Source organism: Pseudomonas cerasi, assembly GCF_900074915.1.
GTDB classification, from domain to species: Bacteria; Pseudomonadota; Gammaproteobacteria; order Pseudomonadales; family Pseudomonadaceae; genus Aquipseudomonas; species Aquipseudomonas cerasi.
In genome coordinates this window covers 3,012,904-3,035,521 of sequence record NZ_LT222319.1, presented here as the reverse complement: position 1 = coordinate 3,035,521, position 22,618 = coordinate 3,012,904, and the positions used below count along the sequence as shown (strand labels likewise).

General features: G+C 58.7%; 20 protein-coding genes and 2 pseudogenes. 16 read left to right on the top strand and 6 right to left on the bottom strand.

The features are described from left to right. Window positions 1–19: 19 nt before the first annotated feature. Both PCPL58_RS16010 and PCPL58_RS16005 read right to left on the bottom strand, forming a co-directional pair. Window positions 20–2,691, bottom strand: a pseudogene (locus tag PCPL58_RS16010) (autotransporter family protein). A gap of 267 nt (window positions 2,692–2,958) precedes the next feature. Beyond that, window positions 2,959–4,160: pseudogene (locus tag PCPL58_RS16005) on the bottom strand (MFS transporter). A gap of 163 nt (window positions 4,161–4,323) precedes the next feature. Between PCPL58_RS16005 and PCPL58_RS16000 the strand changes: the two are divergent. Continuing rightward, complete coding sequence (locus tag PCPL58_RS16000) at window positions 4,324–5,457, top strand: lactonase family protein (protein ID WP_065349888.1); 1,134 nt, start codon at window positions 4,324–4,326, stop codon at window positions 5,455–5,457. A 63-nt stretch (window positions 5,458–5,520) separates the two neighbouring features. Here PCPL58_RS16000 and PCPL58_RS15995 read toward each other — a convergent pair whose 3' ends face one another. The 3 genes from PCPL58_RS15995 to PCPL58_RS31535 form a co-directional block, all read right to left on the bottom strand. Continuing rightward, on the bottom strand, window positions 5,521–7,110 hold the full coding sequence (locus PCPL58_RS15995) for an ABC-F family ATPase (RefSeq protein WP_003434092.1): 1,590 nt from the start codon (window positions 7,108–7,110) through the stop codon (window positions 5,521–5,523). 374 nt (window positions 7,111–7,484) lie between these two features. Continuing rightward, entirely contained in the window at window positions 7,485–8,321 is an 837-nt protein-coding gene (locus PCPL58_RS15990) for a lipopolysaccharide biosynthesis protein (RefSeq protein WP_065349887.1), read from the bottom strand. A gap of 413 nt (window positions 8,322–8,734) precedes the next feature. After that, complete coding sequence (locus tag PCPL58_RS31535) at window positions 8,735–8,872, bottom strand: hypothetical protein (RefSeq protein ID WP_003369471.1); 138 nt, start codon at window positions 8,870–8,872, stop codon at window positions 8,735–8,737. 458 nt (window positions 8,873–9,330) lie between these two features. On the opposite strand from PCPL58_RS31535, the gene PCPL58_RS15980 reads away from it, so the two are divergent. The 15 genes from PCPL58_RS15980 (at window position 9,331) to PCPL58_RS15910 (ending at window position 22,261) form a co-directional block, all read left to right on the top strand. Then, window positions 9,331–10,032 (top strand): DUF3053 domain-containing protein, encoded by a 702-nt coding sequence (locus PCPL58_RS15980; protein WP_065349886.1) that lies wholly within the window; start codon window positions 9,331–9,333, stop codon window positions 10,030–10,032. Window positions 10,033–10,141: 109 nt separating this feature from the next. Next, the gene (locus PCPL58_RS15975; RefSeq protein WP_065351065.1) at window positions 10,142–10,687 is read left to right on the top strand and encodes a GNAT family N-acetyltransferase; all 546 of its coding nucleotides are present in this window, start codon (window positions 10,142–10,144) and stop codon (window positions 10,685–10,687) included. A 30-nt stretch (window positions 10,688–10,717) separates the two neighbouring features. After that, a complete protein-coding gene (locus PCPL58_RS15970) occupies window positions 10,718–11,341 on the top strand; it encodes a glutathione S-transferase family protein (protein ID WP_003369480.1) in 624 nt (207 codons plus the stop codon). 70 nt (window positions 11,342–11,411) lie between these two features. Beyond that, window positions 11,412–11,837, top strand: a complete 426-nt coding sequence (locus tag PCPL58_RS15965; protein WP_044308181.1) for a DUF3830 family protein — start codon at window positions 11,412–11,414, stop codon at window positions 11,835–11,837. Between the two features lie 115 nt (window positions 11,838–11,952). Continuing rightward, window positions 11,953–12,396: a hemerythrin domain-containing protein gene (locus tag PCPL58_RS15960; protein ID WP_003369485.1), complete on the top strand. Its 444-nt coding sequence runs from the start codon at window positions 11,953–11,955 to the stop codon at window positions 12,394–12,396. 48 nt (window positions 12,397–12,444) lie between these two features. Then, window positions 12,445–12,804, top strand: a complete 360-nt coding sequence (locus PCPL58_RS32105; protein WP_065349885.1) for a 2-oxoacid ferredoxin oxidoreductase — start codon at window positions 12,445–12,447, stop codon at window positions 12,802–12,804. 359 nt (window positions 12,805–13,163) lie between these two features. Then, window positions 13,164–14,015 carry a transporter substrate-binding domain-containing protein gene (locus PCPL58_RS15950; protein WP_065349884.1) on the top strand — a complete coding sequence of 284 codons (852 nt, stop codon included), beginning with the start codon at window positions 13,164–13,166 and terminating at the stop codon, window positions 14,013–14,015. Between the two features lie 63 nt (window positions 14,016–14,078). After that, on the top strand, window positions 14,079–14,741 hold the full coding sequence (locus PCPL58_RS15945; protein WP_065349883.1) for an amino acid ABC transporter permease: 663 nt from the start codon (window positions 14,079–14,081) through the stop codon (window positions 14,739–14,741). Window positions 14,742–14,750: 9 nt separating this feature from the next. Then, window positions 14,751–15,413, top strand: coding sequence for an amino acid ABC transporter permease (locus PCPL58_RS15940; protein ID WP_003434088.1), 663 nt, complete (start codon window positions 14,751–14,753; stop codon window positions 15,411–15,413). Further along, window positions 15,410–16,195 carry an amino acid ABC transporter ATP-binding protein gene (locus PCPL58_RS15935; protein WP_003345505.1) on the top strand — a complete coding sequence of 262 codons (786 nt, stop codon included), beginning with the start codon at window positions 15,410–15,412 and terminating at the stop codon, window positions 16,193–16,195. Before PCPL58_RS15940 ends, PCPL58_RS15935 begins: the two co-directional genes overlap by 4 nt. A 40-nt stretch (window positions 16,196–16,235) precedes the next feature. Continuing rightward, the gene (locus PCPL58_RS15930) at window positions 16,236–16,622 is read left to right on the top strand and encodes a RidA family protein (protein ID WP_003369497.1); all 387 of its coding nucleotides are present in this window, start codon (window positions 16,236–16,238) and stop codon (window positions 16,620–16,622) included. An 82-nt stretch (window positions 16,623–16,704) separates the two neighbouring features. Further along, entirely contained in the window at window positions 16,705–17,469 is a 765-nt protein-coding gene (locus PCPL58_RS15925; RefSeq protein WP_044308177.1) for an IclR family transcriptional regulator, read from the top strand. A 16-nt stretch (window positions 17,470–17,485) separates the two neighbouring features. Beyond that, complete coding sequence (locus PCPL58_RS15920) at window positions 17,486–18,688, top strand: amino acid deaminase (RefSeq protein ID WP_065349882.1); 1,203 nt, start codon at window positions 17,486–17,488, stop codon at window positions 18,686–18,688. Between the two features lie 27 nt (window positions 18,689–18,715). Then, window positions 18,716–19,639: a 2-dehydro-3-deoxygluconokinase gene (gene kdgK, locus PCPL58_RS15915; RefSeq protein ID WP_054081459.1), complete on the top strand. Its 924-nt coding sequence runs from the start codon at window positions 18,716–18,718 to the stop codon at window positions 19,637–19,639. 129 nt (window positions 19,640–19,768) lie between these two features. Beyond that, on the top strand, window positions 19,769–22,261 hold the full coding sequence (locus PCPL58_RS15910) for a UvrD-helicase domain-containing protein (protein WP_065349881.1): 2,493 nt from the start codon (window positions 19,769–19,771) through the stop codon (window positions 22,259–22,261). A gap of 10 nt (window positions 22,262–22,271) precedes the next feature. Here PCPL58_RS15910 and PCPL58_RS15905 read toward each other — a convergent pair whose 3' ends face one another. Further along, window positions 22,272–22,538, bottom strand: a complete 267-nt coding sequence (locus PCPL58_RS15905) for a DUF1652 domain-containing protein (RefSeq protein ID WP_003420677.1) — start codon at window positions 22,536–22,538, stop codon at window positions 22,272–22,274. Window positions 22,539–22,618 lie beyond the last annotated feature (80 nt).

Here is a 22,618-nt window from a genome sequence, read left to right as displayed (position 1 = left end):
CCCCGCGTTGATGGTCGCGTTACCACACCAGCCTGAGCCCCAGGCTGGTGTTCACTCCCTCCGCTCCACGCTCGTTCAGATCGCCAAGGTAATCAGCGCTCCAGTGCAGACTGGCGTTGCTGCTCAATGTCGCTATCATCCCTGCGCCAATACTGCCCGTCGTTGATCGATGCGCGGTTTTTATCTGCTCTGCGTGATCGAAGGTCAGCGTGTCATGGCCGTCTTTGGTGTGCCAAAGGTTGGCCCGCAGATAGGGCTCTATCGGTACGCTGCTCAATTGATAGCGTCCCTTGAAACGCACGCCGATGCGCCCTGTAGTGTAGGCCTGACTGTCGAACCCGAGATGGGCAATGCCGTCATCCTGATCCTGCAGGTCTACGCGTTGGTAGATGATCTGTAACTGCGGCTCTGCAACCCAGCGCTGTGAAAGCGGCAGCGGATAACCTGTCTCGACGGACAGGCTCATGACGTGGCCTTCAGTGTCGACACCGATGCCCCTGACAGAGCGGCTGCGGCCATCCAGGCGTGTGCCCATCGCTACTGCGTCGACGTATCCGCCACTCGGTGTGGTCAGCGTCCAGTAAGCGCCCAGGCTTTCTCCCTGCAGTTTCAGACGCCCTGTTTCGTAGTCGCTGAAACCGTCTGCAAACCCCTTCACCTTGCCGTCCAGACGGTTATGCGCGACGAACAGGCCGACGCGCTGAGTCTGTCCGCTGTCCTGTTGCCAGGCATACAGGTCATGGCCAATCTGATAACCCTTGAATGAAGCGTCCAGGCCAGGCCTCACGTCTCCGGACCAGCGTTGCCTGAAGTCACTGCCGAACACGCGTGCCCAGCCTGCCGACGTCGCGCCGTTTTGTGTCAGCAGGGCTTGATCACCCTGACGCTCATGAAAGGTGCCCAGTGAACTCACCGCGAGTACCGCAGCAGTTGGCGCCAGGACGGAGTAATTGGCGACCTCGGGTCGGTACAGCGCGATGGGCGCGGCTCCACGAACGGGTTCAGGTAGTGGCGGGGTTCCAATGGCAGGCACCGGCAGTGTGGCTGCTGGCAGGACAGGGGGTGGGCTGTTCGGCTCAGGCTCAGGCTCAGGGTTTGGGGGAGGGGCAGGTACAGGTTGTGGCGTGGGTGCAGGTTCGGGAGCAGGTTCAGGCTGCGGTGTAGGTGTCGGCTCGGGAACAGGAACAGGTGTTGGCAGTGGCGTTGGCTGTGCCGGTTCTGGGGTGGGCTCGACAGGCGCTGGCGTTGGCGGAGCAATCACCGCAGAGCGCAGGAACCAGCTGTTCTCCGAGCCGGCAGTGGCGCCGCCCTTGAACAGGTAATACTGATAAGCGCCTGCAGACAGCGGATTTTGCAACGAAAAGGCGCCGCTATCGCTGGTTGCACCGTTGATGGTTTGTACCACTTCAATGCCGTTGCCACGGGTCAGGGCGCCCAGCCCACCCGAGTTGCTGACGATCATGCGCGTAAACCCACTGATACGACCCTGTGCAACCACCAGTCGGTCGCTGGCGGATGCATCATCGCCCAGTGCCGAGAGTAACAGCAGCCGTCCGTTCTGGCCGGTGTAATTACCGGTCACCGTCAATGTGCCAGTGAGCGAACGGCCTGCATCGCTGACGTCCAGCGTTCCCGCATTCTCCAGTGACGCAAGGGATCCGGCGTTGAAGGGGAGAATACTGCCCGAAGTCGAGATCAATGTGCTGGTGGAATCGATGTTCAGAACGCCTGTGTTACTCACGTTGTCACCAAGGACCAGCTTGCCGGCCAGATTCAACTGCGAGCCGTTGCTCACATTGATCGTTTCCCAGTTAGCATAACGACCCGGCTGCGACGATACAGTGTTATCGAAGGTCAACACGTCGTTGCCCGGGCCGCCGTCGAGCAGCGGGTTGGCGCTCAGGTAGTATTCGCTCAGGTTGTACAGGCGTGCCGTATCGTTGCCGTCGGCCATCAACACGTTGCTGCGTGCGTAACCGCCGTTCAGCCAGTTGAAGTTGTCATTGCCAACGCTGGTGCGAACTTCGCCGCGAATCTCGCCGCCGCTGAGGGTGATCTGGTCGTCGCCGCCACTGACGCTGACGTTGCCGCCAACAATGCCGCCCGACAAGGTGATCGTGTCCCGGCCAAAGCCGGTGACCAGGTTGTTGATGATGGTGCCACCGGACATCTCGAATACATTGTTGTCCAGCTTCATGTCCACGCGACCGATGCTGCCACCGGTCATCACCGCCACGTCACCATCCTCGAACGCGCGGGTGATGGTGCCGTCCGTCATCAGAAAGGTATCCCGCCCATCCCCCTGGGCCAGAGCGCTCAGCGTGCCGCCGCTCATGACAAAATCGTCGGGATCATCGCCCTGGTTCAGATCGCCGCTGACCTCACCTGCGGAGAGTGTGAAACGGTCGATTCCGGCCGCTTGGGTGACGTTGCCCAGAATGCGCCCCGACTGCATGTCCACGCTGTCCATTCCTGGACCGAACAGGATATTGCCGGACACGGTGCCCGTTCCGCCGGCCGGAAATATCAGCACGTGGTCACCGCTCAGCGCGCTAAACGGCCCGCTGCTGCCGCTGTCGCAGACAAGGAGGAAAGGCTGCAGGCACCTTCGGCCCAGGAAGGGATGATTGCCAGTATCACTACCGGTAGCACGTTGTAGGGCTGGTAAAGATGGACACAACGGATTTTCATGACAGCACTCCCGTCCAGGCTGGCAGCAGGGAGGCGGAGGCAATCGAGAGGGATCGAGGTGCCTGACTGCTACGCAAAGCGGCGTCACGCCAAGGCGGCTGACAATCGCTTTGCAAGCCTGTTTCGAGGCTCGCAGTATCAAGTCAAGAAGTCGTTGCTGAGTGCGTCAAGAAGTTGACCGACCGATGGCAGAATTTAAGCTTTATCTACTAACTATTGGAACTACAACCGAAAAGCTTATGCGGCAAAGCCACTGTCGAGGGCGATTTACTCAAGTCGAGCGGTGCGCCGCGACAACCAGATTGTCAGGGCCAGCGCGCAAACCGATAGCAGGGCAGCGTAAAAAAATATCCAGTCATAACCCTGGCCCAAGGCAATCGCGCCCATCACCGGATCTGCGATTGCCAATGCCAGGTCAAAGAACACTGCGTAGGCGCTCAGGCCTGCGCCGCGGCTAGGGGTGGGTACGCGCTTGATGGCTTCTACGCCGAGCGCCGGGTAGACCAGCGACAGCCCCATGCCGGTCAATCCGGCCCCTGCAAGGGCAACGCCGCTGCTCGACGAAAGCCGCTGCTCGACGAAAGCCAGAGCATCAACAGCCCGCAGATCTCTACCGCCATGCACACAATGGCCGCGTTGTAGCCGCCCAGCCGGTTGATGGCACCGATGAACAGCAGGCGGGCGAGGATAAAGCACACACCAAACATGCTCAGGCAATAGGCCGCGCCTTCCCAGCCACGATTCAGATAGAACAGGGTGATGAAGGTGGTCAGCGTGCCATAGCCGATCGACGATAGCGTCAGGCCCAGACCATAGGGTGCGATCCGGCCGAATACCGACCAGTAGGGCAGGCGCTCACCGACAATAATGGGCACCGAAGGCTTGTCGCGAATCAGCCTCAGCGCCAGACCTGCCATCACCATCAGGGCAATACCCAGGCTGTTGAAACCAATGCTATCGATGACCACTACGCCCAGCGGTGCACCGATGGCAATCGCCCCATAGGACGCGATACCGTTCCACGAGATTGAGCGGGCAGTGTGCTCCGGGCCGACCTTGCCGATGCACCAACTGATGGTGCCGACCCCGATAAGCCCTTGAGAGACGCCGAGGAACAGCCGCGCGACGATGAGAATTGACAGGCTCAGCGTGGCAAACTCGTGCAGCAGTGTGGCCAGCAAGGTCATGCTGCCACTGATGACGATGCCCCAGAGCCCGAATACGATGGAGCGCTTGCTGCCCAGCGTATCTGTCGCACGGCCGGCGAAAGGCCGGCTGAGCAGGGTGGCGAGGTACTGCGAGGCGATGGTCAGGCCGGCAATCAGCGGGCTGAAACCGAGCTGGTCATGAACATAGCCGGGCAACACCGCAATAGGCAGGCCGATGCACAGGAAGGCGATGAACGTGTAAAAGACGATAGAGACGATCTGCAGCGTAATCGTCATGGAACCGGGTTGTGCGGCAGGCATTGGACTCTTCGCTGGCAGGCGGTGGGAGTGCCCCATCATGGCGTGCGTCGTGGATAAATGAAAGCAGGCTAACGGTATTATGCGGCTGCTTATCAGACAGTTGCCGTTGTGAGGAGATACTCATAGGATGACTGATCACATCACAATAATAAAAAGGTTTGTCATGAAAAATATTCTGTTGCTGGCCGCTGCGGTTGTTTGTTCATTCGGCCTGAGCGCCCAGGCAGCCACCTTCGCCTACATTTCCAGCCCCATCGATGGGCTGATCTCTCAATACCGTCTCGATGAGCAGAGCGGGGCGCTCAGCCTGGTCGAGCAGACCAAGGCAGGTGATCAGGTCAATCCGATGGCCATCACGCCGGATGGCAAAGCGTTATTCGCCGCGCTGCGCGCCAAACCCTATCAGGTGCTGAGTTTCAGCATCGAGCCTGGCACCGGGCACCTCAAACCCCTCAGTCAGGCGCCGCTGGCCGAGAGTCTGGCCTACCTGTCTACCGATCGCAGCGGACGCTTCCTGTTTGGTGCGTCCTATGGCGCCGACTTGCTCAGCGTCCAGCCCATCGACGCGCAGCACCGCCCGAGCGACAGCATTCAGACTTACAAGACCGGCATGCACGCGCATTCGGTGCGCACCGATCCGAGCAACCGGTTTGTGTACGCCGGTAACCTGGGCGTCGATCGTGTGCTGCAATACCGCCTGGAGCCCAAGGACGGCAAGCTTGTGCCCATCGGCGAGGGCTACGTCGTCGTTCCCGACAACACCGGCCCACGCCACCTGACCTTTTCGTCCGATGGCAAGTTTCTGTATGTCGTCGGTGAAATGAGTGGCACCGTCACGGCCTTCGCGATCAATCAGAAAACCGGTGCGTTGAAGCAGACCAGTCAGGCAGACGGTATTCCCAAACGCTTGAACCTGGCACCGGGGCAGGCCCGTGATGCGCGCAACAACGATCTCAAGGATGACCCGACGCCGCGTATCTGGGCTGCGGATATTCGCCTCGCGCCGAACGGCAAATGGCTGTTCATCAGCGAGCGCACCAGCAGCAGCGTGTCGGTGTTCAACGTTGATCCCACCAGCGGCAAAGTGACGTTCGTTGAAAATTATCCCGTTCAGGAAAAGCAGCCGCGCAACATCGCGGTGTCGCCCAATGGACGTTGGTTGCTGGTGAGTGGCGAGAAAAGCGACAAGGTCGGCAGCTACGCCATCGACGAGAAGGGTGCCTTGCAACGGGTCGGCGAAGCGCCTTCGGGCAAGGGTGCGCTGTGGATTGAAATGCTCAGCCAGCCGAGCGAATAAGCGCTCTGAAACCAAAAAGCCCTGTCACAAGACAGGGCTTTTTGCTATTGCAGGCTGACAGGCTTAGAACGAAACGCCCTGGCTGCGCAGGTAGTCGTCATAGGTGCCGCTGAAATCGACCACGCCGCTTGGGCTGAGTTCGATGATGCGGGTAGCCAGCGAGGACACGAACTCGCGGTCGTGACTGACGAAAATCAGTGTGCCTGGATAGTTTTCCAGCGCCAGGTTCAGCGACTCGATGGATTCCATGTCCAGGTGGTTGGTCGGTTCGTCCATCACCAGCACGTTGGGCTTTTGCAGGATCAGTTTGCCGAACAGCATGCGGCCCTGTTCACCACCGGAAATCACCTTCACCGACTTGAGGATCTCGTCGTTGGAGAACAGCATGCGGCCCAGGGTGCCACGTACCAGTTGCTCGCCGCCCTGGGTCCACTGACCCATCCAGTCGAACAGGGTGGAGTCATCCTCGAAATCGTGAGCATGATCCTGAGCGTAATAGCCGATTTCCGCCGCATCGGTCCACTTGACCGTGCCGGCATCCGCTTGCAGCTCGTTGACCAGCGTGCGCAGCAGGGTGGTCTTGCCGATGCCGTTCGGACCGATGATTGCCACGCGTTCGCCGGCTTCGACCTGGAAGCTGAAGTCCTTGAACAGGGTCTTGCCGTCGAAGCCTTTGGCCATGCGATCAACGATGACCGCCTGGCGGTGCAGCTTCTTGGTCTGTTCGAAACGAATGAACGGGCTAACACGGCTGGAGGGCTTGACCTCGGCCAGCTGGATCTTGTCGATCGCCTTGGCCCGGGAGGTGGCCTGCTTGGCTTTCGAGGCGTTGGCCGAGAAGCGGCTGACGAACGATTGCAGTTCGGAAATCTGCGCTTTCTTCTTGGCGTTGTCGGACAGCAACTGCTCGCGGGACTGGGTCGCCACGGTCATGTACTCGTCATAGTTGCCCGGGAACAGACGCAGCTCGCCGTAATCCAGGTCGGCCATGTGCGTGCACACGCTGTTCAGGAAGTGACGGTCGTGGGAGATGATGATCATCAGGCTGTTACGTTGGGTCAGGATGTTTTCCAGCCAGCGAATGGTGTTGATGTCCAGGTGGTTGGTCGGTTCGTCGAGCAGCAGTACTTCCGGATCGGAGAACAGTGCCTGAGCGAGCAGAACGCGCAGCTTCCAGCCCGGCGATACTTCGCTCATCGGACCATTGTGCTGTTCGATGCCGATACCCAGACCCAGCAGCAGTTCACCGGCGCGGGACTCGGCGGTGTAACCGTCCATTTCCGCAAACTCGGTTTCCAGCTCGGCAACGGCCATGCCGTCATCTTCACTCATTTCCGGCAGAGAATAGATGCGGTCGCGCTCGGCCTTGACCTTCCACAGCTCTTCGTGACCCATGATCACGGTGTCGAGCACCGTGAACTCTTCATAGGCGAACTGATCCTGGCGCAGCTTACCCAGACGCACGTTCGGCTCCAGCATCACCTGCCCACCCGAAGGCTCGAGGTCGCCACCGAGGATTTTCATGAACGTGGACTTGCCGCAGCCGTTCGCGCCAATCAGGCCGTAACGGTTACCGGCGCCAAACTTGACCGAGACATTCTCGAACAAGGGTTTGGGGCCGAACTGCATGGTGATGTTAGCTGTGGAGATCAATTACTTTACCTATCAATAACGTGGGCAATAACCGGGGGAGCGCTGGCGTCAGGGGTGTGGTGTTCAGGACCCCACCCAAGCTGTTCAGTCCGCTCCGTCCGAGCATGAGCTGACCCAACGGGCATACGTCTACCGCAACGGCAGCCTGCCACGACTGCGTTGCCGGGATATGAATGTGGGGGTTCACGCCAGACATTGGCGCGCATTGTCGCATAGGTCGGGCGGCAGTGACATGGTGGACGGCAGAGGATTGCCGAGTTTAACGGTTCGGGGCAGGGCTGGCGCCCGTTTCAGCACCCTTCGCCGCGGGCAACTGCGGATGCCTCAAGATAAACAGGTGCATTGCAGGCGACGCTCTCTGTAGTGGCGAAGTGCTATCCTTGAAGTGCGCAACTGACTTTATGGCGAACTTCATCAAGGCTCAACTTGGGAATGACCTCATGCGGTACTCGCGAGCTCTCGGAAACATTGAATACCTGGAAGTCGCTCCCGACGACTTGTTTCGACATCAGCTCCAGCGAAGGAAGAATTCTTGATTCGTAATGCTGATCCAGACCGCAGGGTGAGCAATTGTCGCTGGATGATTCATAGAACCGGCCCACGGACTGATTCATGTCGAAACCGACCAGAAAGACGTCGTCGAAACCAAGGTGATAGGACAGTTGCAGCGCCAGATACATGACCGTTCGGGCGTCGAAAAAACCAAGTTCCAGATTCTTGCTGAAGCCGATATCCCGGCTTCTGCTACTCCATAACGAAAGTTTTCTGACCAGTGCATTTTCCCGGGAGCACAGCGCTGCAACCGTCGACAATCTGGGCGATTTCTTCAGTGCATAAGCGCGTCCGGAAGGTCTGGGAATGTCGCCGCGAAACTGATCTTCCCAAAGGCCTACATTCTCGCTGGAGCGCATTGCAGCGGCGAACAGCTCAGGCTGCTGGTTGGGGAAATCCCTGTCGGAGCAGACGTAGAACAACGGTTTGATGTTCGTGCCTGCGAACATCGAGAACGCGCCGTTCATGGTGATCATGGGGATGTGCGAGAACTCTTCGATCGGGAAATCCTTCGCTGACTTCCCAGAGCCAATCAGGAAGACCGGCCCTTTTTTAGTGCCCCTGCATGTACTGAAATCAAGCACGCGCGTCGGCTCAGGCATGTGCTCGTCAACAGCATTGCGTAGGTAGCGCGTCGAATTAATTGATTGACTAGTCATGACTACCCTGTAGGCACTAGTGGCAAATTAGTTGGGACATATTGCGCAGGATGTTATTGGCTGGTGGCCAGTAATTCAACATCAAAGGGTCTAAAAAGAGTATCACACTGGAAACAACTGGCTACATAGCACGGGCGCCGATTCACGAAACGCATTATTCACTAGATGGTTTTCGGATGTAAGGTCAGGTCGGTGATATTGATTTAATATTGATTAGCCACTACTTGATGGCGACTGTATCGGCTTCTGTTTCTGGCAAAATATTCTGTACTTTAGATGCGCAGCGAGAAGATCGAAATATGTATCAGGACGATACATTTGCAGAGGGTAAGTTGGACGAAGTCGGTCACAAAAGGTTTTTTCTGCAAGGCCCGGTGATCACCGGGCCCGCCATTTCTGGTGCGTGTTGACGGTTAGTCGGATTTCCTTTCCTGCTTTTTCCTCCTGAACCAGCTTCCCAGCGCATGGAAAGGGTGAATGAACATCGCAATCGCTCCGAGCAGAAAGACGATGGAGACAAGGATCAGACCCAGCCCTTCGTGTGCAAACATAGTGATTGACTCCTGTTGTCACTTTGTCGGTCCGTTGAAGACTAGTCGCTGAAACGTTTCACCTCATGAAGAAATGTTAAGGAACTTTCCCGCAATGGCTTCAAGAGAGGACCCGGCGCCACGCAGACGTACGCACGATCCGGGCGCAGATGCCCGGTTTCCTTCCGCCGAACCAGTCCGGTCGCGCGCCGACTTTGCCAGGATGACGCGCTGAAGCTACGCGCGATATTTATCTGAAACCGGGTTCGACAGGCATCCTGCTGCTCTTCGAAGGGCTCGCACCGCGTGACGTTTGCACCGCCCATCACCCGAAACCCTCAACGGTCAGCTGGCATTCCGACAAGTATCTTCAATGCCGTCGTGGAACTAGATGAGGCGATGACGAGACTATAAGCACGCTCGCGTTCAGCAGGCGTGGCCTGTGAACGTGCATTCTTATGATCCCGGAGGTTACTGACATGAAGTCCCTTTTCCGTCCAGCTTTGCTGCTGGCTGTCGCTTTACCCCTGTTCCTGGCTGGCTGCGGAGACAAGGAGCCCGAGCAGCGCACTGCGTTCACTCAGTTCCTGCAAACCCGAATTGTCGACAAGCCGGGCGTGCATGTGCCCAAGCTGACGGATGAAGAAAAGAAAGCCTTTGGTGACTACACCTCGCACTACGCGGTCATCTCCGACTTCGGCGCGGGCATGGACACTGCGGTGCAGCCACTCGCCGGCTTGATGCAGAAAGGCTCCTTTCATTCGGTCAGCGATGTCATTCAACGCCGTGCAGACCTGGCCGCCGTGCAGACGGGACTCGATGAAGTGGGCGAAAAGCTGACCATCGAGCAGGGCAAGGCAGACGCGGCACGTGCGAAACTCAAGCAGCCAGAAGACCTGAAGGTGGTTTACGACAGGGCCTACGACCGAACTGTCAGCGTACCCGCCAACACCTTCCGTGAAGTGCTGCCGCAGATAAAGGGCACCTTTTCCAGTGGCCTGAAGGTTGCCGATTATGTGGACGCGCACAAATCGCAGATCGATATCTCGGGTTCGACGATCACCGTCAAGGACCCGGTGGTACAAACCGAGCTCAACAAACTGCTGCAAGAGCTGAATGAGCAGGGCAAGAACGCGCAACAAGCCCAGTCCAAACTGCAATCGCTCATGACCGGCCGCTGATAACGAGCTGCTGCGTCTGAAGTGACGGCCCGGTCCTGCTGCCGGGCCGATCCTTGTGTCAGGTATGATTCCGCCATCTGTCTACCTGACGCCGGGAATCCACCGTCTGATGATCACTCCCTCTTCAATGACCATTACCCTGCGTGATGCTGCCTCTGCGGACGCGTCGTGCCTTGCGGCGCTCGGCATGCAGGTTTTTCTCGACACCTACGCAACGCAGGGCATTCGACAATCCATCGCCCGCGAAGCGCTGGAAGCTTTCTCGCCTGCGAACTTCGCACAACTGCTCATCGAGCCGACGACATTGATCATCGTTGCGGAGTCGCAAGGGCATTTGATTGGCTTTGCTCAGGTCGCGTTGCGCACCGATCATGCAATGCTGGGCGTATCGACCGCTGCCGAGTTGCAACGGCTCTATGTGCAGGAACGTTTTACAGGGCGTGGAGCAGGGCGGCTGTTACTCGAAGCCGCCGAGCGGCGTGCAACAAGCCGTCACGCCTCGCTATTATGGGCGACGGTCTGGGTTGGCAACCCGCGCGCGCTGGCGTTTTACCCTCGTCAAGGCTATGAATTGAAAGGTGCTCCGCACTATGTGTTTCAGGGCGAGACACATGAGAATCACTTGTTTGCCAAATCGCTGATGACCACTGACTGACACGACGTTGCTGTGCAACAAGGACGCTGAATGCTGCGCATACTGGGCAAGACCTCCTCGATCAACGTACGAAAAGTACTCTGGACCTGCGAGGAACTGAAGATACCCTTCACTCAGGAAGACTGGGGGTCAGGCTTCAAACCTGCCAACACGGACGAGTTTGTCGCGCTCAACCCGAATGCCATGGTGCCGGTTATCGTGGATGATGACTTCGTGCTTTGGGAGTCCAACAGCATCGTTCGCTATCTGGCCAACCGTTATGCTGGCGACGCTGTTTATCCGCTGGATCCACGTGCCAGAGCGCAGGCCGATCAGTGGATCGACTGGCAAGGCTCGGATCTGAACAGATCATGGAGCTATGCCTTCATGTCACTGGTGCGACGCTCGAGCGAGCACCAGGACCCTGTCGCCATAGCCGCTTCCTGTGCCCAGTGGGCCAGGCATATGCAAATACTCGACAGGCAACTGGAAAAGACTGGCGCCTATGTCTGCGGCGAGCGTTTTACCCTGGCTGACATCCCCATCGGTCTTTCAGTCAATCGCTGGTTCGAGACGCCTCTCGAGCATCCCGACCTGCCCGCCGTCAATGCGTATTACGAACGCCTGAGCCATCGCTCCGGCTACCTTCTGTATGGGCGTAACGGAACTCCGTGACGGCTTGTCGGGCTCGCTTTTATCCTTGGGCACCATTCTGAGCCTTGTTGTCTGTTAAGGAGTCGTTGAAGTGACCACCATCAAAATCACCGCGGGCGGATACGAGTTTCTCGCCGAAACCCATCCGGACGCGCCGCAAACGGTGGAAGCGTTTCTCAAGCTGCTGCCTTATCGGCAGAAATTCATCCATGTACGCTGGAGCGGCGAGGGCTGCTGGGTGCCGCTGGATGATTATCAGCTCAAGCTGGATGACGCATTGATCGGTTTCGAGAACGCAACCAGCCATCCTTCGGTGGGCGACATTCTTTTCTACCCGGGCGGTTACAGCGAAACCGAGATTATCCTTGCCTACGGTTCGTGCTGTTTCGCCAGCAAGATGGGGCAGTTGGCGGGCAACCATTTTCTGACCATCACTCAGGGCAAGGAAAACCTGCGCAAGCTGGGCGTGAAGACGCTTTGGGAGGGCGCTCAGGATGTGGTTTTCGAGCTTGCTTGAGTCTGCCGTTATTGCGCGATAGGCATTTGCCAGTATTTGGTGGAACTGCTGATCTTCGCCAGGGGTCTAGTCCACGATGCTTCCAGCTCCCGGAAGCCGACCTGGAGACACGCCCTTGAATATTTTCGAAGCCCTGCGCGAAAGCCATGACCGTCAACGCAGCTACGCTGATGCCCTGATCCAGACCAGTGGCGACAGCGCCGAGCGCGAGAAGGCCTACAAACAGCTCAAGGAAGAACTGCAGGCCCACGAAACGGCCGAAGAACGGTTTTTCTACATTCCTCTGATGGCCCACGACAATGGCGTGGACCTGAGCCGTCACGCCATTTCCGAGCATCATGAGATGGACGAGATGATGGAAGAGCTCGATGAAACTGAAATGTCGAGCCCGGCCTGGCTGGCCACTGCGAAAAAATTGTCGGAAAAAGTGCACCACCACCTGAAAGAAGAAGAGCAGAAGTTCTTCCAGATGGCGGGCAAATTGCTCGACGAAAAGCAGAAACAGAGTCTGGCCGGCGAATACGTGAAGGAATACGAAGAGCAATTGGCTGAGGGTTGATAGCGCTGTGCAGTGCTAGAATCGGCTTTTTATCAGCGAAGGCATGACATGAAGTTTCTGTTTCTGACAAGCGCGACGGTGATTGCGGCAACCTTATTGACCGGGTGTGCAGCGCCTTCCAGTTCTGCACGTGCCGCAGGACCCTACAAGGTCCTGTCGAGCGCCAAGCATGATGCCGCCGTTGCCCAGTGCATTCAGGTGACCTGGCAGAACGAAGCCATGTTCGGCACGTCCTCTGACGTGTTCCTTCATGACCTCTCCGGCGGCGGTTTTACCGTGTTTACCACTGAGTCGACCTACTTCGCTGACGTGCGCGGCAAGGGCCCGACCACTGCCGTTGAGTTCTATGCCCCGCAAGGCGATGCTCAGGCCGCATTGCGCTCTGCGGCCATTGCTACCTGCCTTTAAGTCTTTTCACACTGACACCTCTCATTCCCATGCGCCCGCGTGGGAATGCCGTTCTGGACGCGTTGCGTGCGCCCACTCATGCTTCGGGCTTGACCGGGTCGATACTCCACGCCCGATAACAGCGCATATGCACAAGAGTGGGGCCCTAGCACTCAGATATGGCAATCGGTAGCGTTACCTGCGCAATGCGCCCCCGCGTCTCCGCTTCAAGCCAAAATCCCAGTCTGTTGATTTATCTCGACTTTTTCATGCGGTGTTCTCCGCGCGTCCTCTGTGGCACACTTTCTGCTGTCTATTCCGTTGTTACATACCTGTATACGCTATAGCGGAATAACGAATACTTCGGCGGAGTTTAAGTCATGCATCGCGGACCTTCCTTTGTGAAAGCTTGTGCCTTTGTTCTTTCAGCTTCATTCATGCTGGCCAATACGGTGCAGGCAGCCGAAGGCAGCAAGCTGGATGCAGTATTGAAACGTGGCAATCTAGTGGTAGGCACGGGCAGTACCAATGCCCCGTGGCACTTTCAGGGCGCGGACGGCAAGTTGCAGGGCTTCGATATCGACATTGGCAGAATTATCGCCAAAGGCCTGTTCAATGACCCGAGCAAGGTGGAATTTGTCGTGCAGTCCTCGGATGCACGTATCCCCAACCTGCTGACCGACAAGGTCGACATCAGCTGCCAGTTCATCACCATTACCGCCAGTCGCGCACAGCAGGTGGCATTCACCTTGCCCTACTACCGCGAGGGTGTGGCGCTGCTGTTGCCTGCCAATAGCAAGTACAAGGAAATCGATGACCTGAAGGCAGCAGGTGACGATGTGACCGTGGCCGTCCTGCAAAACGTGTACGCCGAGGAACTGGTGCATCAGGCACTGCCCAAGGCCAAGGTCGATCAGTACGACAGCGTCGACCTGATGTATCAGGCGATCAACTCCGGGCGTGCCGATACAGCGGCCACCGATCAGTCTTCGGTCAAGTACCTGATGGTGCAGAACCCTGGTCGCTACCGTTCGCCTGCCTTTGCCTGGAGCCCGCAAACCTATGCCTGCGCGGTCAAGCGTGGCGATCAGGACTGGCTGAACTTCGTCAACACCGCGTTGCATGAAGCCATGACCGGTGTCGAGTTTCCGGCTTACGCGGCGTCTTTCAAGCAGTGGTTCGGTGTCGATCTGCCGGTGCCTGCAATCGGCTTTCCGATGGAATACAAATAAGTCCACTCTGACCTTCAGCGGCAGGGCAGGCCCTCGGGCTTTCCCTGCCAGGTACGGGCAAGCATGAATTACCAATTGAATTTTGATGCCGTGTGGCGCGACTTCCCCAGCCTTCTGGCGGGTTTGGGCCTTGGCCTGGAACTGGCCCTGATCTCGATCGCGATTGGTTGTGTGATCGGGCTGGCGAATGCATTTGCGCTGCTGTCACGTTACAAGGCGTTGCGTATCGTCGCGTCGATCTATGTAACGGTGGTACGCAATACGCCGATCCTGGTGTTGATCCTGCTGATCTACTTCGCGTTGCCCGGGCTGGGCATTCGACTCGACAAGCTGGCGTCATTCATCGTCACGCTGTCGCTGTACGCCGGTGCCTATCTGACCGAAGTGTTCCGTGCCGGGCTGCTGAGCATCCATAAAGGGCAGCGTGAAGCGGGGCTGGCGATCGGCCTGGGTGAATGGCAGGTGCGGGCCTATATCATCGTGCCGGTGATGTTGCGCAATGTATTGCCGGCGCTCTCCAACAACTTCATTTCGCTGTTCAAGGACACCTCGCTGGCGGCCGCCATTGCCGTGCCGGAGCTGACCTACTACGCGCGCAAGATCAACGTCGAAAGCTACCGGGTGATCGAAACCTGGCTGGTGACCACAGCGCTCTATGTGGTGGCCTGCTACGTGATCGCTTTGTTTCTGCGCACCCTCGAACAACGTCTGGCGATTCGCCGCTAGGAGGCTGTCATGTATCAACCCCCTGGCTGGTTGCAGGAATTGTGGAATGCGCGGGAAGTGCTCTGGTCCGGTTTTCTGACCAGTATCCAGTGCTCGGCGCTGGCGATTGCCGCAGGTACGCTGATCGGCATGCTGGCCGGTCTGGTGCTGACCTACGGCGGTTTTTTCGCCCGCTTGCCGATCCGGCTCTATGTGGATCTGATTCGCGGTACCCCGGTGTTCGTGCTGGTGCTGGCGGTCTTTTACATGGTGCCGGCGCTGGGTTGGCAGATCAGCGCGTTTCAGGCCGGCGCAATAGGCCTGACGCTGTTCTGCGGCTCTCACGTTTCGGAAATCGTGCGCGGCGCCCTGCAGGCCATTCCCCGTGGCCAACTGGAAGCCGGCAAGGCCATCGGTCTGCGCTTCGGCCAGTCGCTGCGCTATGTGTTGCTGCCTCAGGCCATGCGCCAGATCCTGCCGACCTGGGTCAACTCCTCGACCGAGATCGTCAAGGCGTCGACGCTGCTTTCGGTGATCGGTGTGGCTGAACTGCTGCTCAGCACCCAGCAGGTGATTGCGCGCACGTTCATGACCCTGGAGTTCTACCTGTTTGCAGGTTTCCTGTTCTTTCTCATCAACTACGCCATCGAGCTTCTTGGGCGGCAAATCGAAAAACGGGTGGCATTGCCATGACACAGACTCATAACCCCGGCCCGGCGCTGCTCAGCATCGAGGGCCTGCATAAATCCTACGGCGCAGTGGAGGTGCTAAAGGGTGTCGATCTGCGCATGCAGAAAGGCAATGTCGTGACCCTGATCGGTTCCAGCGGCTCGGGCAAGACCACCTTGCTGCGCTGCGTCAACCTGCTGGAAGAGTTTCAGGGCGGGCATATCCGTCTTGAGGGGCAGGACATCGGCTACAGCAACGTAGACGGCAAGCGCACCCGCCATCCGGAGCGTCTGATCGCGCAACACCGGGCAATGACCGGCATGGCCTTCCAGCAATTCAACCTGTTTCCGCACCTCAGCGCCTTGCAGAACGTCACCCTGGGCTTGCTCAAGGTCAAGAAGATGCCCAAGGATCAAGCCGTTGCGCTGGCCGAAAAGTGGCTGGACCGGGTCGGCCTGCTGGAGCGGCGCAATCACTTCCCCGGTCAGTTGTCCGGCGGGCAGCAGCAGCGTGTGGCGATTGCACGCGCCATTGCCATGAACCCCAGCCTGATGTTGTTTGACGAAGTCACTTCGGCACTCGATCCGGAGCTGGTGGGCGAAGTGCTGAGCGTCATCAAGGACCTGGCCGAGGAGGGCATGACCATGCTGCTGGTGACGCACGAAATGCGTTTCGCCTACGAAGTGTCGGACCAGATCGTGTTCATGAATCAGGGCCGCATCGAAGAGCAGGGGCCACCCAAGGCCTTGTTCGAGCAGCCGAAGTCGGCGCGCTTGAGCGAGTTTCTCAAGAACATCCGTTTTTAAACGTTCACTACGTCCAATGCTTCAAGACAAGGAAAAACTCATGACTATTACCCGTTATGGCGCAGGCAGCACAGCAGGAGGCGGCCAGCCACGCCCATTCGCTCGCGCCGTCGAGGCTGACGGCTGGTTGCACGTTTCCGGCCAGGTACCTGCGCTGGATGGCGAGATCATCGTCGGCGGCATCGTCGAGCAGACGCACCAGACCATGCGCAACCTGATCGCAATTCTTGAAGAGGCCGGTTATGCGCTCAAGGATGTGATCCGGGTCGGTGTATGGCTGGAGGACCCGCGGGACTTCTGGAGTTTCAACAAGGTATTCGGTGAGTACTTCACACCCGAGCATGCGCCGGCACGCGCTTGCGTTCAGGCCAGCATGATGGTCGACTGCAAGGTCGAAATCGACTGTATTGCCTACAAGCGCAAATAGCACACGTGCAGCCACACGTTGCAAGCCGGAAGCCCGATCACCTGAGGCTTTTGGCTTGCCGCTTTCCCAAGGAACGAATCTCATGACCGAAGACACTATCAAGCGCCGGGCACGTGGACTGGACCGGGCGTTCGATATCCTGGATTTTCTCAAGGAAAAGGCCAGGCCCATGCGCCCCAATGAGATTGCCAGCGGGATCGGCAGCCCCAAATCGACGGTTTACGAGCTGGTGGCATCGTTGCTGGAGCGGCGGATTCTGGAGACGGTGGGCAAGGACGGGCATGTCTATCTGGGCCGTCAATTGTATTTTCTGGGGCAGGCACACTTGCGGCACTTCGATTTCACTCGCGAGGCCGAGGCCTGCCTGTGCGAGATCGTCAGCCAGACGCGGGAAACTGCGCAGATGTGCCTGCTCAATGGTCGCAAATACACCGTGGCGCTGATGAAGGAGGGGGAGCGTCATTTCAGGATTTCTTCGGACATCGGCGAGAACGCGCCCATCCCATGGACGGCGTCCGGACGTCTGTTGCTCAGTCACCTGAGCGATCAGCAGATCATCGACCTGATCGACCCCGACGACTTCATTCTGCCGGGGGGCGAACGTCTGCCGCTGGAGACCTTTCTTCGGGAAATCCGCAAGGCCGGCGAGGAGGGCTTCTTTTCCTTCAATAGCGTGGCTGACACCTTCACCCACTGCTTCGCCGCTCCGGTGAACAACGAACACGGTCAGTGCATCGCCACGCTGTGCATCGTCGCGCCGCGTGCCGACGCCAAGACCCACTACGACGACTATCGGCGGGTGCTGATCGAAAGCGCCAATGGCCTGGCTCGCCGTATCAATGAATAACCGCAGGAGATTACCGATGAGCACCGCCGTAATGGACAAGGGTACTGCGCAGCCGGGTGACAGCCTGGTCAGTGATGTCAGCCTGCCCGCACTGGTAATTCATAATCAGGCGCTGCAACACAATATTCGCTGGATGCAGCAGTTTGTCAGCGACAGCGGTGCAGAGCTGGCACCGCACGGCAAGACCAGTATGGTGCCCGCGCTGTTTCGCCGGCAACTGGACGCAGGCGCATGGGGCATGACCCTCGCCACGGCGGTCCAGACGCAGGCCGCTTATGCGCATGGCGTGCGCCGGGTGCTGATGGCCAACCAGTTGGTCGGTGCGCCGAACATGGCAGTCGTTGCCGACATGCTGGCTGATCCCATGTTCGAGTTTCACTGCATGGTCGACCATCCGGACAATGTCGCTGCGTTGGGCGAGTTTTTCGCTGCGCGTGGCCTGCGTTTGAACGTGATGATCGAATACGGCGTACCTGGCGGGCGTTGCGGCTGCCGTAGCGAAGAGCAGGTGCTGGCACTGGCCGACGCTGTTCTGGCACAGCCGGCGCTGGCATTGACCGGCATTGAAGGGTACGAGGGCGTCATCCACGGCGACCACGCCATCCAAGGCATCAAGGCCTTTGCCGCATCGCTGGTGCGCCTGGCTGTCGACCTGCAGGACAAGGGCGCCTTCGCCCTGGATCGCCCGATCGTCACAGCCTCCGGCTCGGCCTGGTATGACCTGATCGCCGAAGCCTTCGATGCCCAGTCTGTTCGCGAGCGCTTCCTCAGCGTGCTGCGGCCCGGCAGCTATGTGGTGCATGACCACGGCATCTACAAGGACGCGCAGTGCTGCGTGCTGGATCGGCGCGCCGAATTGAGCGAAGCACTGCGCCCGGCCCTGGAGGTCTGGGCGCATGTGCAATCCCTGCCGGAACCGGGTTTTGCAGTGATTGCCATGGGCAAGCGCGATGTTGCCTACGACGCCGGGTTGCCCAACCCGCTGCTGCGTTACAAGCCAGGCGTGCAATCGGCTGGCGATGATGTGAGCGCCTGCAAGGTGACGGCGGTTATGGACCAGCACGCGTTCATGACGGTCGCACCCGGATGCGAGTTGAAGGTCGGCGATATCATTTCCTTCGGCACCTCGCACCCGTGTCTGACGTTCGACAAGTGGCGTTCAGGTTGCCTGGTGGATAATGACCTGCGCGTGATCGAGTCTTTCAGTACATATTTCTAGTCAAAGTATTTGCAGGAGTATCGTCACATGAGCCTTCCACGGGTCGCCCTGATCGGCGAATGCATGATCGAACTGCAACAACATGCCGATGGCAGTCTGCGCCAGAGCTTCGGCGGCGACACACTCAATACGGCGGTCTACCTTTCCCGATTGCTGGGTGAGCGGGCCAAGGTCGACTACGTTACGGCACTGGGTGACGACAGCTTCAGCGACGCGATGTGCCGGATCTGGGCGGACGAGGGCATCGGTCTGGGCAAGGTGCAGCGCCTGCCCGGACGCTTGCCGGGGCTCTACTGCATCCAGACCGACGCCAATGGTGAGCGGCGCTTTCTCTACTGGCGCAACGAAGCTGCCGTGCGGGACTGCTTCATGACCCCGGCGGCCGAGCCGATCCTGGCAGCGCTGGCCAGCTATGACGTGCTGTATTTCAGCGGCATTACCCTGGCAGTTCTTGGCGAGCAGGGGCGTGCCAAACTGCTGGAGGCATTGGCGCGTGCGCGTCAGCGCGGAGTCAGGGTCGCCTTCGACAACAACTATCGTCCGCGGCTGTGGGCCAGTGTCGAGCAGGCCCGCGAAGCCTACCGTGCGTGTCTGCAGCATGTGGATCTGGCCTTGCTGACCGAAGACGACGAGCAGGCACTGTATGGCTATGCCGACAGCGAACAGCTGCTGGCCGCCTATCGCGGGCGCGGCATCGGTGAAATCGTCGTCAAGCGTGGCGCGCAGAGTTGCCTCGTCGAAGCCGGCGGCGAACGTTTCGACATCGCAGCGCAGAAGGTCGAGCGTGTGGTCGATACCACGGCTGCGGGTGATTCCTTCAGTGCCGGCTATCTCGCGGCCCGGCTCACGGGTGACCACCCGCTGCAGGCGGCGGAAGCAGGGCATCGTCTGGCCAGTATCGTGATCCAGCACCCAGGCGCGCTGGTGCCCAAGTCGGTCATGCCAGTCTGATAGCACTTGCCACAGAACATGCAGTTGATCGGCTAACACACTGACAGACAAGCATTTCGCTGGAACCCGCACGAAAATCCGGCCACCATAGGCGACCTTTTCGCCTGCGAGCCCACCACCGGAGTCTGCGTGCCTGACGACCTGCCTTCTGCGCTTCCTCATGACCTGGATGTCGACCTTGTACCGCCCCGGCAATTGCCGTTTTTTCGACGCCTGTTGGCGCGGCTGATGGGGCGTGGTCTTACCGGACTGCGCTCGCAGCACGCGCCCTCATGGTCGCAGGGGCATGCCGACGGTTATCTGAACGGCCACATCGAAGGCGTGCGTGAAGGCTATGAAGAGGGTTATCTGGATGGCCAGGAGTCGGGCCGTCAGGTGCTGGTCATCAGCGATACCCGGCCAGCACGGCATCGTGGCCCCAAGGTCGATGATCATCTGTTCGATGACTGGCGACTGGCACTCACACCTGAACTGAAAAAGCGCATCAAGGCCGATGTCGCCGAAAAGCTCCCCGCACATGCCCAGCCCAGCACGGCACAGTGGAAGATGATTTTCAGCGACACGCCGTCTACCTACGTGATTGCCGGGGCGGGCGCGGGCAAGTCCACGTCGCTGGTACTGCGGATTCTGCTGCTGCATCACTACCTGGGCTTCGAACTGAACGCCATGACGGTGGTGACCTTCACCCGCGAGTCGCGCAAGGACTTCATCAGCAAACTGATCGACGTCATGGCCCTCTGGGGGCATGCGCTGGAGCAAAAGCAGGCGCGCGAAGTAGTGCGCACCTTCCATTCACGCATTCTGCCGCTGGTGCGCAGTCTGCCGGGGTTTGAGCAGATGCGCGCGTTCGAGAACCTGAGCAGCCAGTCTTCCGGTCTGGAAGAGGCGGACAGCAACCCCTTCGACTTGCGGATCAACGATACGCAGCGCCAGCAACTCAATCTCTGCTATCGCGATCTGTACGCTGGCAATGAGCGTTTTCGCGAAGTCATGGCGCCGCTGTATCGCCATGCCCTGCAGCTCAAGGAACTGGACCGCGATCACCCTGATGTGCAGAAACGGGTCGCCGTGACCGAATTGTCCTCGAAACGCGATGAAGAGTGGTGTGACACCGTTGAAGACTTGTGGATCCGCGCCGGGGCCTGGCCTATAAAGGGCATTGAGCCCATGCGCCAACCTGTTGAAATAAATGGTTTTTCATTTTCGTTTCACGGCTATATCGCTGAGCTGGATGCTTGGGTTGTGCTGGGTCTGGACGCCAGTGAGGACCAGCAACTCAACCGCCCTGGCGCCAAGCTACCGGTGTGGGCAGAGGGCGTCATAAAGCGCACCCTGTTTCAAGCTTTCTGCAATAAGCCTTTGATATGGATGGATAATTACCAGTCAGCCAATCAGGTTTTGCAATCCCTGGCAGGCGATGCCGTCGCGGGGCCTGGATTCGATTACCGGGTCAAGGGCGAGCTCGGTGCGGCACCCTTGCTGGACTGTTTTGTCACGGCTGCCAGCTTCATCGAGAACCTCGGGCTGGATGTGCCGAGCGCTGTATCCGAGATGAGTTTTGCCAGCGATGACCCGGACCGTTTCTTCTTCGAAGCGCTCAGCCTGTTCTGGAAAGCCTTCGAAACGCACCTGCTGGCTCAATCGCCGCCGATCATGACCTACAACCGCATGTTTGCCTTGTTCGGCGAAACGTCTCCCGAGAACCTCAAGCACGTCAGTGACCCGATGCTCAGACCCTTGGCGCATTTGATGATCGACGAGTTCCAGGACGTCTCGCCGCAGATCGTTTCATGGCTACGCGCCAGCCTGCGCGAAATCAGGCGTCGTGGTCCGGCATTGCACACCGGCCGCATCGCTCAGCACTCATCGTTGCTGTGTGTCGGTGACGATTGGCAGTCGATCTACGGCTGGCGCGGCAGTTCACCGAAATACTTCATGGAGTTCGCAAAGGAGTTTTCCTCCCCAGCGACCACCAGGGTCATGCTCAGCGACAATTTTCGCAGTCATCAGCACATCATCGACGCCGCCGAGCACATCGTCCGTGCGGCCCCGGCTATCCCTGGCAAGAAGGCCCGCGCCAGTGGCACGCTCCAGGAGCTGCTGCCGGTCAAGGTACTGGATCGTGATGAGGACGAGCTTGCCGAGCGGGTCGCCGAGCACTATCACGATGGCGACTCGATCCTGCTGCTGTACCGCAAGGGCAGCGAGAAGACACGTTTCTCGACACGCCTGCAGGTATTGATCGACGCTGATTCGGCAAATGGCGCGCAGAATCGCCGCATCCGAACGCTGACCTACCACAGTTCCAAGGGCTTGCAGGCGGATGCCGTATTTCTGCTGGGCGATTGTCAGCATCTGACCGTCTCGCCATACAAGAATCAGGTTTACCGGTTGGCAGGGCTGGGTGATGCGAGTGATCTTCAGCCATTCGATACAGCACAGAAGGATGAAGTCTTGCGTCTGGCCTATGTCGCCATTACTCGCTCGGCGCGGCACTGTTATTGGTATATCGATGAAAGCGCCAGTTCGGGAGAAGCAGTTCAGATGCCCAAAGCGTCAGACAGGATTGCCCGCGACAAGCCTTTCTTCGAAGACCTGCGTAACAGGGTTCGTGCTGGCTGAGGCGTTCATGTCAGATGAAACCGGCGATCTGTCGTTGCGTCTGAGTGCCGAATAACTCCAGCTCGTCCTCGATCGCTTCGATGATGCGCTCCACGTCTGCGGCATTCATCACGGTAGAACAGGGCAGGCCGGCAATGGCGACCACGGTCTCACCGCTGGCACGGTCGAAAAGTCGCGCAATCATGCTCCCTGGCGCATCCATCGAGGCTTCAAAGCCCACGGGATGGAAGTGCCAGCGCATCAGTTGGCATGCATTGGGGAATGTGACTTTAGTCATGACGATGGCCCACCTGAATCAATCGAGCACTTCCCTTGCTCCAATGGGTAGGCAGACAGCCAGAATGCGTCCGGTAAAGC

Bases quoted from the DNA above. Each gene is read 5' to 3' on its own strand.
- kdgK (WP_054081459.1), top strand. From the start codon at position 18,716: ATGAGCCTTCCACGGGTCGCCCTGATCGGCGAATGCATGATCGAACTG.
- PCPL58_RS15925 (WP_044308177.1), top strand. From the start codon at position 16,705: ATGACCGAAGACACTATCAAGCGCCGGGCACGTGGACTGGACCGGGCG.
- PCPL58_RS16000 (WP_065349888.1), top strand. From the start codon at position 4,324: ATGAAAAATATTCTGTTGCTGGCCGCTGCGGTTGTTTGTTCATTCGGC.
- PCPL58_RS15975 (WP_065351065.1), top strand. From the start codon at position 10,142: ATGATCACTCCCTCTTCAATGACCATTACCCTGCGTGATGCTGCCTCT.
- PCPL58_RS15940 (WP_003434088.1), top strand. From the start codon at position 14,751: ATGTATCAACCCCCTGGCTGGTTGCAGGAATTGTGGAATGCGCGGGAA.
- PCPL58_RS32105 (WP_065349885.1), top strand. From the start codon at position 12,445: ATGAAGTTTCTGTTTCTGACAAGCGCGACGGTGATTGCGGCAACCTTA.
- PCPL58_RS15970 (WP_003369480.1), top strand. From the start codon at position 10,718: ATGCTGCGCATACTGGGCAAGACCTCCTCGATCAACGTACGAAAAGTA.
- PCPL58_RS15935 (WP_003345505.1), top strand. From the start codon at position 15,410: ATGACACAGACTCATAACCCCGGCCCGGCGCTGCTCAGCATCGAGGGC.
- PCPL58_RS15950 (WP_065349884.1), top strand. From the start codon at position 13,164: ATGCATCGCGGACCTTCCTTTGTGAAAGCTTGTGCCTTTGTTCTTTCA.
- PCPL58_RS15945 (WP_065349883.1), top strand. From the start codon at position 14,079: ATGAATTACCAATTGAATTTTGATGCCGTGTGGCGCGACTTCCCCAGC.
- PCPL58_RS15990 (WP_065349887.1), bottom strand. From the start codon at position 8,321: ATGACTAGTCAATCAATTAATTCGACGCGCTACCTACGCAATGCTGTT.
- PCPL58_RS31535 (WP_003369471.1), bottom strand. From the start codon at position 8,872: ATGTTTGCACACGAAGGGCTGGGTCTGATCCTTGTCTCCATCGTCTTT.
- PCPL58_RS15930 (WP_003369497.1), top strand. From the start codon at position 16,236: ATGACTATTACCCGTTATGGCGCAGGCAGCACAGCAGGAGGCGGCCAG.
- PCPL58_RS15980 (WP_065349886.1), top strand. From the start codon at position 9,331: ATGAAGTCCCTTTTCCGTCCAGCTTTGCTGCTGGCTGTCGCTTTACCC.
- PCPL58_RS15920 (WP_065349882.1), top strand. From the start codon at position 17,486: ATGAGCACCGCCGTAATGGACAAGGGTACTGCGCAGCCGGGTGACAGC.
- PCPL58_RS15905 (WP_003420677.1), bottom strand. From the start codon at position 22,538: ATGACTAAAGTCACATTCCCCAATGCATGCCAACTGATGCGCTGGCAC.